Here is an 11679-nt window from a genome sequence, read left to right on the forward strand (position 1 = left end):
GCGGTGCGCGGCGCCTTGCCGAGCGCGAGCAGCAGGCCGGCGCCGGCGAGCGCCGCCCCGTGCACCTGCACGGCGGTGCGCAGCTGCCGCTCCGTCGGGTCGAAGTCGAGCACCCCGCGCGTCGCCCCGCTGCCGCGCACGGCGGCGGGCAGGCGGGTGTCGGCGGCGTCGAGGGCGGTCCGGGCGTCGGCCGCGTGCGCGGCGGGGTGCCGGACGACGTCGAGGCCCTCGACGACGAACCAGGTCGCGAACAGCGGACGGGCGATGCGGCGCAGCAGCACGAGGTCCTCCTCCTAGATGGCGCCGCCGGCGGCTGCCGGGGCGTCGGCGGACTCCCCGGAGTCGCCGATGGTCTCGCGGGCGACGAAGTTCTCCAGGTCGAACAGGTTGTCACCGGCACGCGTCGCGACGGTGAGCAGCGTGCGTGCGGCGGCGACCTCCTCGACCTGCTCCTTGAGGAACCACAGCAGGAACTGCTCGCCGAGCGCGTCGCCCTCGGTGCGGGCGGCGCGGAAGATCCCCTCGATCTGCTCGGTGACCTGCTGCTCCTGGGTGAGCGCGAGCGCGATCGGCTCGACGACCTCGGAGAACGAGTTGCGCACCGGGCTGCCGGGCGGGATCTCGACGTCGAGGTCCCGGTCCAGGAGGTACTGGACGAGCATCATCGCGTGGTTCCGCTCCTCGAGCGCCTGGCGGTAGTAGTGCCGCGCGAGCTGCGGCAGGTCCTGGCCGTCGAACCAGACGGCGATCGCGACGTACTGCTGGTGCGCGTCGAACTCGTGGCCGATCTGCGCGCGCAGCAGTCGCAGGAACTCGGAGGCGCCGGACGGTGTCGTCATGGCTGCCACGCTAGTGCGGGCGGATGGTGCCCGCGACAACGGGAATGTGCCGCGCCTGCGTGTCGTTGTGCAGCCCATGAGCACAGACGTCCAGGAGCGCCGCGGCGCGCCCGCCGTGCCCGGGGTCGTCATCGGGTGGACGGGTGCCGACGCCGCCCCCGCCGGTGGCACCACCGGGGGCGGGCTAGGCTCGTGGACGATGAGCGAGGACACCCACCGCGCGCCCGAGGCCGAGGACGACGGCGCCCGGACCGAACGGTTCGAGGCCGAGGCACTGGTCTACCTGGACCAGCTGTACGGCGCTGCGCTGCGGATGACGCGGAACCCGGCCGACGCCGAGGACCTCGTGCAGGAGACGTTCACGAAGGCGTTCGCCGCCTTCCACCAGTACCGTCCCGGCACGAACCTCAAGGCGTGGCTCTACCGCATCCTCACCAACACGTACATCAACTCCTACCGCAAGAAGCAGCGCGAGCCGCAGCAGTCGCGGTCGGAGGAGATCGAGGACTGGCAGCTCGCGCGTGCGGAGTCGCACACGTCGAGGGGCCTGCGTTCCGCCGAGGCCGACGCGTTGGACCACCTGCCGGACTCCGACGTCAAGGACGCGCTCCAGCGCATCCCCGAGGAGTTCCGGATCGCGGTCTACCTCGCCGATGTCGAGGGGTTCGCCTACAAGGAGATCGCCGAGATCATGGGGACGCCGATCGGGACGGTGATGTCCCGTCTGCACCGGGGCCGTGCGCAGCTGCGGGAGCTGCTCACGGACTACGCGCGCGAGCGCGGCCTGGTGGCGGCGGCCCCGAGCGAGCCGGAGGGTGCTCGATGAGCGAGATGGACGAGTCGGTCACGCAGGTGGCCGGCGGCTGCGGGAACAACTGCGAGGACGCGCTCGACCGGCTGTGGGAGTACCTCGACGCCGAGCTGATCGACGTCGACGCCCAGACGGTCCGCGCGCACCTGGCCGAGTGCCAGGGCTGCCTGGAGGAGTACGACCTCGACGTCGTGGTGAAGCACCTCGTGCGCCGGGGCTGCCAGGAGGTCGCGCCCGACACGCTGCGGGTGCGGATCCACGAGCAGCTCACGGTCATGCACGTGCCCCCGACGACGTCCTGAGCACCCGCCGGACGCGACGGTCGTCCGGCGCAGACGCCGAAGGCCCGGAACCCCTCGTGGGGCCGGGCCTTCGTGCTGGTGCGGTACGCGCCAGGACGCCTCAGGCGTTCGGACGGTTGCCGTGGTTGGCGCCGTTGCCCTTGCGGGAACGACGCTTGCGGCCGCGCTTGCTCATGGGATCTCCTCGGAGGGTCTGTGCCGGCTGGGTCCTGATCCACCACGGGACGAACCCGTGCGCCGGCCGGACTGCCCTCCATCGTCCCACATCCGTCGGCCGCCCGAGTCCGCCCCGTGGCCGCCGCCGTCCGCTCCCGTGCGCTCAAGTCCGGGGTCCGGCTGTCCGATAAGTGGTGCGTGACCCCGAGCACGCAGTCCGTCATCCCGTTCCTGCACGCCCTCGCCAGCACTGGCGGCTCCGACCTGCACTGCAAGGTCGGCTCGGCCCCGCGCGTGCGGGTCGACGGGCGGCTGCGCAAGCTGCAGGTTCCCGACCTGCGGCCGTCGGACACCGAGCGGATGCTCGAGGAGGTCCTGCCCGACGACCTCGTGGAGAAGTTCCGCGAGACGCACGAGGCGGACTTCGCGTACTCGCTGTCGGGCGTCGGGCGGTTCCGCGTGAACGCGTACCAGGCGCGCGGCACCTACGGCCTGGTCTTCCGTCGCGTCGCGGTCGGTGCGGAGTCGCTGGGCAGCCTGGGGCTGCCCGAGGTGGTCGGCGAGCTCGCGCTGGAGCCGCGCGGTCTCGTGCTGGTCACGGGCCCGACGGGGTCGGGCAAGACGACGACGCTCGCGTCGATGGTGGACCTCGTCAACACGTACCGCGAGGTCAACATCGTGACCATCGAGGACCCGATCGAGATCCTGCACCAGGACAAGAAGGCGATCGTGTCGCAGCGTGAGGTCCGCCAGGACACCGCGGACTTCACGGTCGCGCTGCGCGCCGCGATGCGGCAGGACCCGGACGTCATCCTTGTCGGCGAGATGCGTGACGTGGAGACGGTCCGCGCGGCCCTGTCGGCGGCGGAGACGGGCCACCTGGTCCTCACGACGCTGCACACGATCGACGCGGCCGAGTCGATCAACCGCATCATCGACTTCTTCCCGCCGCACGAGCAGAAGCAGGTGCGTGTCGCGCTGTCGCAGGCGCTGCGGGGCATCGTGTCGCAGCGCCTGGTGCGCCGGGCCGACGGCAACGGCCGGCGTCCGGCGATCGAGGTGATGGTCAACACGGGGCGGACGGCCGAGGTGATCCTCGACCCGATGAGCGGCCCGCCGCTGCTCGACCTCATCAAGGAGGGCGACTTCTACAAGATGCAGACGTTCGACCAGCACCTGTTCCACCTGGTCCGGGACGACGTCATCACGTACGAGGAGGCCATGTCGGCCTCGTCGAACCCGCACGACCTCACGGTCGAGCTGCGGCAGGCGGGCCTGGTCTCCTAGCGCACGGCCTCGGCGTCCAGTAGTGCGGCGGCGCGCTCGACCACGTCGAGCTGGCCGAACCCGGGCGGGTCGGCGCGCAGGTCGTCGAGCGTCGCCCAGCGGAAGTCGAGCGCCTCGGTGCCGTGCACGTGCGGCTCGCCGTGGCCGTCCACGAGGAACGTCGTGGAGATCGCGTGCTGCCGCGGGTCGTGCGGCCCGGGGCCGTGGTCGGTGCGCGCGTACTCGACGACGAGCGGCGCGGCGGCCCGGTCGCGTCCCCGCACGAACGACGGCCCGAACGCCTCGCGCCACTGCCGGTCGACGGCGGCGTCGAGCCGCTCGTCGCGCAGCAGCCGTCCTCCGACGAGGGCCCACCGCGGTCCTTGGTGGGGTGTGGGGCGCAGGATGAGGCCGACGGTGTCGGTGCGGCCCGGCCGGCAGACGAGGATGTCGACGCACATCACCGGGACCGACGCCTGGACGGTCGCCCACGCCTGCGCCGACAGCCATCCGTCGGTCATCCGAGCACCTGCGACCCGCTGACGACGAGGGCGACGACCAGCAGGGCGACGGCTGCGAAGAGCCACTGGCCCGCGACCCAGAGGCGGACGGAGCTCATCGACCAGAACCGGCGCGGCGGTGGCGTGAGGCGCGCGGTGGCGCGCGCGAGGATCCGCCGCTCGGTGGGCGTGGAGCGCTCGGCGGGCGAGCCGTGGGGGAGCGTGCCGAGCGACGCGTCGAGGCCGAGCGCACGCTCGATCCGTTCGAGCGTGAGGGAGTCGCCGAGCTCGCTCTGCCGGTGCTTGAGCAGCAGCTGGATGACCATGACCGACAGCGCGAGGCTGAGGCCGGCGCTCACGGCCCGGCCGAGCGGCGACGTCCCGGGGCCGAGCGCGAGCGTCAGCAGGAAGGCCTGGGCGGCGAGGCCGAGCGCCGGCGTCTGCCACACCATGCCGTCGAAGGACGTGCGACGTGCGGCGAGCGTGCTCCAGACGAGCAGCGTCTGGTCGGTGGTCAGCGCCGGCGACGAGGCGGTGGCGGGGCCGGGCGGGTCGGTCATTGCCGCAGGCTACCGACGTCCCCGCGATGCTCCGGTGACCGGGGGTTGTGTCGCGTGTCGTCGCGATATATCGTGTCTTACGAACGAGATATATCGCGACCGAGAGAGAGCAGAGCATGGCCACCGAGACGTGGGTCGTCGCCCACCCCCAGATCATCGAGGTCGAGAAGATCGCCGCCCTGCGCGTGCAGATCGTCGGCGGACGCGTCGACGTCGTCGCCCGGGACGAGCCCGGCGCGCGCATCGAGGTCCACGACGTCGACGGCCGCCCGCTCGAGATCACCCTCGCCGACGGCGAGCTCCGCGTCGGCTACTCCTTCACGCTCACCGGCTGGGAAGGGTTCCTCGAGCGGTTCCGCAACTTCCGGGACAAGGACCGCGCCGACGTGCACATCGCCGTCCCGCGCGACGTCTACGCCAAGGTCGGCACCGTGAGCGCCGAGGGGCTGCTCGCGGGCGTCGTCTCCGACTCGTCCGTCTCGACGGTGTCCGGCTCGCTCGTCGTCGACGGCACCCGCGGCCGCCTGTCCGCCAACACCGTCTCCGGCGAGATCGTCGTCCGCGACCACGCGGGCGACCTGCGCCTCAACTCGGTGTCCGGCGAGCTCGCCGCGTCCGGTGAGCTCGCGCTCGTCCAGGCCAACACCGTGTCGGGTGCGCTCAGCCTGGACGTCACGTCCGGCACGTCGTCGCTCACCGCCTCCACCGTCTCCGGCGACGTCACCGTCCGCCTGCCCGAGGGCAAGGGCGTGCAGGTCAAGGCGCAGTCCGTCTCCGGCCGCGTCGTGGTCGACGGCGAGGAGTACAAGGGGTCGATGCCGGGGGCCGGCAAGGTCGACCTGCGCACCGGCGACGGTGCGTGCTTCGTGTCCGCGACCACCGTCTCCGGTCACGTGACCGTCCTGCGTGGGGTCGCCCGATGATGGCGCCCGTCTTCGCGCACGGCCAGCTGCGCCTCTACCTGCTGTCGCTCCTGGAGCAGGGGCCCAAGCACGGCTACGAGCTCATCACCGAGCTCTCGGACCGGTTCGGCGGCACGTACCGCCCGAGCGCCGGCACGATCTACCCGCGCCTCGCCCGGCTGGAGGAGGAAGGGCTCGTCGTCCGCGTCGACGAGGAGCGCAAGAGCACGTACGCGCTCACCGACGCCGGCCGCGCCGAGCTCGCCGCCCGCAGCGCCGACCTCGCGGACCTCGAGGAGGGCATCGCCGAGACCGTCCGGGACCGCGCCCGGTCCGTCCGCGAGGACGTCCGCGGCGAGATGCGCGGGCTCCGGGCCGACCTCGCAGCCGCCGCCCAGCGGGCGCGCGCGACCGCGGTCCCGCACGCGACGACCGGGGCCGAGGACCCGGGGGTCGCGTCGCACGTGCGGCGCGCCGACGCCGAGGCGATGCTCGGCCGGTTCCGCGACGAGCTGCGGGCCGACCTGCGCCGAGCCGACGCGCGGGGCAAGGTCGACCAGCTCACGGTCGACACGCTGCGCACCGTGCTCGACTCCGCGCTGTCGGCGGTGCGCCAGACGCTGCGCTGACGCTCGCGGCACGGGCCCGACGGTCGTGCGCGACCGTCGGGTGCCGGGCGCTCAGGCGGCGTCGTCGGGGAGGCCGAGCCAGGCGTGCCAGCCGGTGTGCAGCACGAGCCAGGCCATGAGGCCGTAGCCGGCCTGGCCCGGCAGCACGCCGTTCCCGGCGGCGAGGTCGCCGAGCCACTGGTCGTGCGCGGCGAGCGGCGTGTACGTGTCGACGTACGGGACGCGGCGACGCAGGGCGACGTCGGCGAACGCCGCGGACAGGTCGGCGAGCTTCTCGGCGTCGGCGGTCGAGCCCGGGGGAGGGCCGACGACGAACGCGGGGATCCGTCGCTGGTCGGCGACGTCGAGGATGTTCGCGAGGTTGAGCCGGCTGCGGGCGAGCGACAGGCCCGCCGTGATGTCGGAGCGGCCGAGCGCGACCACGAGGCGGTTGTCGGCGTCGGCGGACAGCCGGCGGCCGACCTCGTCCTCCCAGCGCGCCCCGAGCCCGGAGGTGGTCTCGCCGGGGACGGCGAGCGTCAGCGCGGTCAGCGGGTCCGGCGTCGGGGTCCGGGCGACGACGCGGCCGACCCAGCCCAGCCCCTTCGGGTCGCCGACCCCGGCGGCCAGCTCGTCACCGACCACCGCCAGCCGCAGCTCGCCCACGTGCCCGCCCTCTCCGTCGTCCGCCGACGCTCGCGGCGCCGTCCTGGGCACAGTGTCTCAGGACGGGGCCGCGGGACGCGGCTCATCGGCGGGCCTGTCGCCCGTCAGGGTGGCGGGCGGCGGCGGGTTCAGCGGGCGGTGCGGAAGGGTGCGCTGGGCAGGTCGGAGGTGGCGTCCGACCAGTCGGCGTGCGAGGCGGGCGGCGGCGTGGTGCCGTGGCCGTCCCCACGGACGGCGGTGACCAGGCTGGTGATCCACCAGCCTGCGGCGGCGAGAGCGACGAGGATCCAGAACGTGGTCATGGCAGAAAGTCTGCGACCATCGATCCTGCGCCACGAGTGGCAGGACTGACGGTGGTCGTTGATTTTCTGCCAGGGTCGGGCGGATACTGGCGGCATGCTCCGATCCGTCGCCGCCGTCGTCCTGCCGAACACCGCGCCGTTCGAACTCGGCGTCACGTACGAGGTCTTCGGCATCGACCGCACCGACACCGGTGGGCCGCGGTTCGACTTCACCGTCTGCACCCCCGAGCCCGGGCTCGTCACCACCAAGGGCGGCTTCTCCCTGCTCGTCGAGCAGGGGCTCGAGGCCACCGAGGACGTCGACCTGGTCGTCATCCCCGCCTACGGCGACCCGACCAACCCCGTCCCGGAGTCCGTCCTCGACGTCCTGCGCCGCGCGCACGCCCGCGGCGCCTGGATCATGAGCATCTGCAGCGGCGCCTTCGCGCTCGGCGACGCGGGACTCCTCGACGGCCGTCGCTGCACCACCCACTGGATGTACACCGACGAGCTCGCCCGCCGCTTCCCGGCCGCGCAGATCGACCCCGCCGTCCTCTACGTCGACGACGACCGCGTCATCACCAGCGCCGGCACCGCCGCGGGCATCGACGCGTGCCTCCACCTCGTCCGCAGCGAGCTCGGCGCCGCCATGGCGTCGGCCGTCGCTCGGCGCATGGTCGTCCCGCCGCACCGCGACGGGGGCCAGGCGCAGTACGTCGACACGCCCCTGCCGTGCGACGCCGACACCCTCGCGCCGCTGCTCGCGTGGATGGTCGAGAACCTCGAGCAGGACCTCACCGTCCCCGACCTCGCCGCCCGGGCCTTCGTCTCCGAGCGGACGTTCGCCCGCCGGTTCAAGGCCGAGACCGGCACCACGCCCGCCGCCTGGATCACCCGGCAGCGGCTGGTCCGTGCGCAGGAGATGCTCGAGCGTTCCGACGCCTCCGTCGAGGAGATCGCGCGGCTGTGCGGGTTCGGCACGGCCGCCGTCCTGCGGCACCACTTCGCCCGCACGCTCGGCACGAGCCCGCAGGCCTACCGTCGCACGTTCGCGTGCGTGGACCTGCCCGCCGACGGTCCCGACGCCCGGACGGCCGCCGACCGGGTGGGCGTCCCGGTGTCCTGACATCCGGGCCGCTCACGACCGGGCGCGTCGACGCGTACCGACGTGGCCGGCGTCGGCACGACGAACCCCCGGCCCTCCCCGTGAGGAGGGGCCGAGGGGTCCGTGTCGTGCAGGGTGGCGTCAGCGGGCGAAGGCCTGCTCCACGAGCCGGGCCTGCTGCGCCTGGTGCTGCTTGGCCGAGCCCGCGGCGGGCGACGCCGACTCGGGGCGCGACACGACGCGCAGCGTGCGGCCGACGAGCTGCGGCAGGTGCGTCGACAGGAACGTCCACGGACCCTGGTTGCGCGGCTCGTCCTGCACCCACACCAGCTCGGCGTCGCCGTACGGCGCGAGCGCCTCGCGGATCGACGCCTCGTCGAGCGGGTACAGCTGCTCGAAACGGACGATCGCCGTGCGCTCGTCGCCGGACTTCACACGCTCGGCGAGCAGGTCCCAGTAGACCTTGCCGGAGCACAGCAGGACGCGGGTGACCTGGTCGGCCTTCGCGGCGGCGAGGTCGTCGCCGATGACCGGGCGGAACGTGCCGGTCGTGAAGTCCTCGACGGCGGACGCACCGGCCTTGAGTCGGAGCATCGACTTCGGCGTGAACACCACGAGCGGCTTGCGCGGGCGGTGGTACGCCTGGCGGCGCAGCAGGTGGAAGTGCGACGCGGGCGTCGACGGCTGCGCGACGACCATGTTGTCCTCGGCCGCGAGCTGCAGGAACCGCTCGATGCGCGCCGACGAGTGGTCCGGCCCCTGGCCCTCGTAGCCGTGGGGGAGCAGCAGCACGACGGACGAGCGCTGGCCCCACTTCTGCTCCGCGGAGGAGATGAACTCGTCGATGACGGTCTGCGCGCCGTTGACGAAGTCGCCGAACTGCGCCTCCCACAGAACGAGCGCGTCGGGGCGCTCGACGGAGTAGCCGTACTCGAACCCGAGCGCGGCGTACTCGGACAGCGACGAGTCGTAGACCCAGAACTTCGCCTGGTCGGCCGACAGGTACAGCAGCGGCGTCCACTCGGCGCCGGTTTCCCGGTCGTGGAAGACGGCGTGCCGCTGCACGAACGTGCCGCGCCGCGAGTCCTGCCCCGCGAGGCGGACGGGCGTGCCCTCGGCCAGCAGCGACCCGAAGGCCAGCAGCTCGCCGAAGCCCCAGTCGATCCCGCCCTCGCGCGACATCTGCTCGCGCTTGGCGAGGAGCTGCTGGAGCTTGGGGTGGACCGTGAAGCCCTCGGGCGGGCGCACGTGCGCGCGGCCGATGCGCTCGAGCGTCTGCACGTCGACGGCGGTCTTCCAGCCGACCATGACGCCCGCGTCCTCGAGCTGAGACTCGGGGCGCTCCAGGCCGGCGACGGTCTCCGCCTCGGCGGGCGGCGGTGTCCAGCCGTCCTCGCGGGTCTCCGCGAACACGCGCTCGAGCTGCTGCTGGTAGTCCTGCAGCGCCTGCTCGGCCTCGGTGAGGGTGATGTCGCCGCGCGCGACGAGCGTCTCGGTGTAGATCTTGCGGACCGAGCGCTTGGCCTCGATGAGGTTGTACATGAGCGGCTGCGTCATCGAAGGGTCGTCGCCCTCGTTGTGACCGCGGCGGCGGTAGCACAGCATGTCGATGACGACGTCGCGGTCGAACTGCTCGCGGTACTCGAACGCGAGCTCGGCGACCCGGACGCACGCCTCGGGGTCGTCCCCGTTGACGTGGAACACCGGCACCTGCAGGCCCTTGACCACGTCGGTCGCGTACTGCGAGGAGCGCGACGACGACGGACCGGTCGTGAACCCGACCTGGTTGTTGATGATGACGTGGATCGTGCCGCCGGTGCGGTACCCGCGCAGCTGCGCGAGGTTGAGCGTCTCGAAGACGACGCCCTGGCCCGCGAACGCCGCGTCGCCGTGGATGAGGATCGGCAGCACGGAGAAGCCGTCGCCGCCCAGGTCGATGCGGTCCTGCTTCGCGCGGACGATGCCCTCGAGGACCGGGTCGACGGCCTCGAGGTGCGACGGGTTGGCCGCGAGGTACACCTGGGTCGTCTCGCCCGACTCGGCGGTGAACGTGCCCTCGGTGCCGAGGTGGTACTTGACGTCGCCCGAGCCCTGGACCGACTTCGGGTCCTGGTTGCCCTCGAACTCGCTGAAGATCAGCGCGTACGACTTGCCCGCGATGTTCGCGAGGATGTTCAGCCGGCCGCGGTGGGCCATGCCGATGCCGACCTCGTCGAGGCCGCTGTTCGCGGCACGGGACAGGATCGCGTCGAGCAGCGCGATGACGGACTCGCCGCCCTCGAGCGAGAACCGCTTCTGGCCGACGTACTTGGTCTGCAGGAACGTCTCGAACGCCTCGGCGGCGTTGAGACGGCGCAGGATCCGCAGCTGGTCCTCGCGCGGCGTGCGGGCGTAGCCCGACTCGAGCCGCTCCTGCAGCCAGCGGCGCTGCCGCGGGTCCTGCAGGTGCATGTACTCGACGCCGATGGAGCGGCAGTACGAGTCGCGCAGCAGGCCGAGGACGTCGCGCAGGCGGGCGCGCGGCTTGCCGGTGAACCCACCGGTCGGGAACGTGCGGTCGAGGTCCCACAGCGTCAGGCCGTGGTTCTGCACGTCGAGGTCGGGGTGCTTGCGCTGGCGGTAGGCGAGCGGGTCGGTGTCCGCCATGAGGTGCCCGCGCGAGCGGTACGCGTGGATGAGCTCGCCGATGCGGGCCGGCTTCATGGCCTCGTCGTCGGGGTCGTTGGAGGTGTCGCGGACCCAGCGGACGGGCTCGTAGGGGACGCGCAGCGCCGCGAACACGCGGTCGTAGAACCCGTCCTCACCGAGCAGCTTGCGCCCGAGGATGCGCAGGAAGTCGCCGGACTGCGCGCCCTGGATGATGCGGTGGTCGTAGGTGCTCGTCAGCGTGAGGACCTTGGAGACGCCCATGGCGTTGAGGCGGTCCTCGGACGTGCCCGCGAACTCCGCGGGGTAGTCCATCGCGCCGACGCCGACGATCGTGCCCTGGCCCTGCATGAGGCGCGGCACCGAGTGGACCGTGCCGATCGTGCCCGGGTTGGTGAGCGAGATCGTCGTGCCGGCGAAGTCGTCGACCGCGAGCTTGTTGCCGCGGGCGCGGCGCACGACGTCCTCGTACGCGTTCCAGAACTGGGCGAAGTCGAGCGTGTCGGCCTTCTTGATCGACGGCACGAGGAGCTGGCGCGTGCCGTCGGGCTTGGCGAGGTCGATCGCGATGCCGAGCGCGACGTGCGCGGGCTGGAGCACGCCGGGCTTGCCGTCGACCTGCGTGTAGGACGCGTTCATCGCGGGCATCTCGGCGAGGGCCTCGACGAGCGCGAAGCCGATGAGGTGCGTGAACGACACCTTGCCCCCGCGGCCGCGCGCGAGGTGGTTGTTGATGACGATGCGGTTGTCGACCATGAGCTTGGCCGGGACCGCACGGACCGACGTGGCCGTCGGGACCTCGAGCGAGGCCTCCATGTTGGTGACGACGCGGGCGGCGGGGCCGCGCAGCTTCTGGACGTCGTCGCCCGCCTCCGCCGGCGTGACCGGGGCGGGCCGCTGGGCGACCTGCGCGTAGGGCGCCGTGGCGGGCTGGGCCGTCGCGATGGGTGCCGTGATGGCGGGCGGCTCGACCACGGGGGCCGGGGCCGCGGCCGGTGCGGGCGCCGGGGTCGCGGGGCCGGCCGAGGGAGCCGGTG

The 11679-nt window shown here is 72.8% G+C and carries 13 protein-coding genes and 1 pseudogene; 6 read left to right on the top strand and 8 right to left on the bottom strand.

The genetic code is table 11. From position 1 onward, the window contains the following. Together CBZ_RS15420 and CBZ_RS15425 are read right to left on the bottom strand one after the other, a co-directional pair. A pseudogene (locus tag CBZ_RS15420) lies at nucleotides 1–281 on the bottom strand (DoxX family protein); the annotation flags it as partial. Between the two features lie 12 nt (nucleotides 282–293). Further along, nucleotides 294–839, bottom strand: a complete 546-nt coding sequence (locus CBZ_RS15425) for a ferritin (RefSeq protein ID WP_130782394.1) — start codon at nucleotides 837–839, stop codon at nucleotides 294–296. Nucleotides 840–915: 76 nt separating this feature from the next. Here CBZ_RS15425 and CBZ_RS15430 point away from each other — a divergent pair, with 76 nt between their 5' ends. Further along, nucleotides 916–1665 carry a sigma-70 family RNA polymerase sigma factor gene (locus CBZ_RS15430; RefSeq protein ID WP_130782395.1) on the top strand — a complete coding sequence of 250 codons (750 nt, stop codon included), beginning with the start codon at nucleotides 916–918 and terminating at the stop codon, nucleotides 1663–1665. Next, the gene (gene rsrA / locus CBZ_RS15435) at nucleotides 1662–1952 is read left to right on the top strand and encodes a mycothiol system anti-sigma-R factor (RefSeq protein ID WP_130782396.1); all 291 of its coding nucleotides are present in this window, start codon (nucleotides 1662–1664) and stop codon (nucleotides 1950–1952) included. The genes CBZ_RS15430 and rsrA overlap by 4 nt, the downstream gene beginning before the upstream one ends. Nucleotides 1953–2052: 100 nt before the next feature. Here the strand turns inward: rsrA and CBZ_RS22145 are convergent, their stop codons facing one another. Continuing rightward, entirely contained in the window at nucleotides 2053–2127 is a 75-nt protein-coding gene (locus tag CBZ_RS22145) for a 50S ribosomal protein bL37 (RefSeq protein ID WP_373862187.1), read from the bottom strand. 116 nt (nucleotides 2128–2243) lie between these two features. Between CBZ_RS22145 and CBZ_RS15440 the strand changes: the two genes are divergently transcribed. Continuing rightward, nucleotides 2244–3395, top strand: coding sequence for a type IV pilus twitching motility protein PilT (locus CBZ_RS15440; protein WP_246013460.1), 1152 nt, complete (start codon nucleotides 2244–2246; stop codon nucleotides 3393–3395). Here CBZ_RS15440 and CBZ_RS15445 read toward each other — a convergent pair. Together CBZ_RS15445 and CBZ_RS15450 are read right to left on the bottom strand one after the other, a co-directional pair. Continuing rightward, nucleotides 3392–3895: a DUF4916 domain-containing protein gene (locus CBZ_RS15445; RefSeq protein ID WP_130782397.1), complete on the bottom strand. Its 504-nt coding sequence runs from the start codon at nucleotides 3893–3895 to the stop codon at nucleotides 3392–3394. The two genes, CBZ_RS15440 and CBZ_RS15445, sit on opposite strands and share 4 nt — an antisense overlap. Further along, nucleotides 3892–4434: a hypothetical protein gene (locus tag CBZ_RS15450; protein ID WP_130782398.1), complete on the bottom strand. Its 543-nt coding sequence runs from the start codon at nucleotides 4432–4434 to the stop codon at nucleotides 3892–3894. Before CBZ_RS15450 ends, CBZ_RS15445 begins: the two co-directional genes overlap by 4 nt. A gap of 116 nt (nucleotides 4435–4550) precedes the next feature. Here CBZ_RS15450 and CBZ_RS15455 point away from each other — a divergent pair, with 116 nt between their 5' ends. Together CBZ_RS15455 and CBZ_RS15460 are read left to right on the top strand one after the other, a co-directional pair. After that, a complete protein-coding gene (locus CBZ_RS15455) occupies nucleotides 4551–5357 on the top strand; it encodes a DUF4097 family beta strand repeat-containing protein (RefSeq protein ID WP_130782399.1) in 807 nt (268 codons plus the stop codon). Further along, nucleotides 5357–5965 carry a PadR family transcriptional regulator gene (locus tag CBZ_RS15460; RefSeq protein ID WP_130782403.1) on the top strand — a complete coding sequence of 203 codons (609 nt, stop codon included), beginning with the start codon at nucleotides 5357–5359 and terminating at the stop codon, nucleotides 5963–5965. The genes CBZ_RS15455 and CBZ_RS15460 overlap by 1 nt, the downstream gene beginning before the upstream one ends. 51 nt (nucleotides 5966–6016) lie before the next feature. On the opposite strand, the gene CBZ_RS15465 is transcribed toward CBZ_RS15460, so the two are convergent. Next, nucleotides 6017–6610, bottom strand: a complete 594-nt coding sequence (locus CBZ_RS15465; RefSeq protein WP_130782400.1) for a GDSL-type esterase/lipase family protein — start codon at nucleotides 6608–6610, stop codon at nucleotides 6017–6019. A gap of 128 nt (nucleotides 6611–6738) precedes the next feature. After that, entirely contained in the window at nucleotides 6739–6912 is a 174-nt protein-coding gene (locus CBZ_RS21020) for a hypothetical protein (RefSeq protein ID WP_165446804.1), read from the bottom strand. 94 nt (nucleotides 6913–7006) lie between these two features. On the opposite strand from CBZ_RS21020, the gene CBZ_RS15470 reads away from it, so the two are divergent. Then, on the top strand, nucleotides 7007–8017 hold the full coding sequence (locus tag CBZ_RS15470; protein ID WP_246013461.1) for a GlxA family transcriptional regulator: 1011 nt from the start codon (nucleotides 7007–7009) through the stop codon (nucleotides 8015–8017). Nucleotides 8018–8137: 120 nt separating this feature from the next. On the opposite strand, the gene CBZ_RS15475 is transcribed toward CBZ_RS15470, so the two are convergent. After that, on the bottom strand, nucleotides 8138–11679 hold a 3542-nt coding region (locus CBZ_RS15475; RefSeq protein ID WP_130782401.1), incomplete at its 5' end, for a multifunctional oxoglutarate decarboxylase/oxoglutarate dehydrogenase thiamine pyrophosphate-binding subunit/dihydrolipoyllysine-residue succinyltransferase subunit.

This window comes from Cellulomonas biazotea (genome assembly GCF_004306155.1).
Lineage (GTDB): Bacteria > Actinomycetota > Actinomycetes > Actinomycetales > Cellulomonadaceae > Cellulomonas > Cellulomonas biazotea.

Bases quoted from the DNA above. Each gene is read 5' to 3' on its own strand.
- CBZ_RS15450 (WP_130782398.1), bottom strand. From the start codon at position 4,434: ATGACCGACCCGCCCGGCCCCGCCACCGCCTCGTCGCCGGCGCTGACC.
- CBZ_RS15425 (WP_130782394.1), bottom strand. From the start codon at position 839: ATGACGACACCGTCCGGCGCCTCCGAGTTCCTGCGACTGCTGCGCGCG.
- rsrA (WP_130782396.1), top strand. From the start codon at position 1,662: ATGAGCGAGATGGACGAGTCGGTCACGCAGGTGGCCGGCGGCTGCGGG.
- CBZ_RS21020 (WP_165446804.1), bottom strand. From the start codon at position 6,912: ATGACCACGTTCTGGATCCTCGTCGCTCTCGCCGCCGCAGGCTGGTGG.
- CBZ_RS15455 (WP_130782399.1), top strand. From the start codon at position 4,551: ATGGCCACCGAGACGTGGGTCGTCGCCCACCCCCAGATCATCGAGGTC.
- CBZ_RS15430 (WP_130782395.1), top strand. From the start codon at position 916: ATGAGCACAGACGTCCAGGAGCGCCGCGGCGCGCCCGCCGTGCCCGGG.
- CBZ_RS15460 (WP_130782403.1), top strand. From the start codon at position 5,357: ATGGCGCCCGTCTTCGCGCACGGCCAGCTGCGCCTCTACCTGCTGTCG.
- CBZ_RS15470 (WP_246013461.1), top strand. From the start codon at position 7,007: ATGCTCCGATCCGTCGCCGCCGTCGTCCTGCCGAACACCGCGCCGTTC.
- CBZ_RS15445 (WP_130782397.1), bottom strand. From the start codon at position 3,895: ATGACCGACGGATGGCTGTCGGCGCAGGCGTGGGCGACCGTCCAGGCG.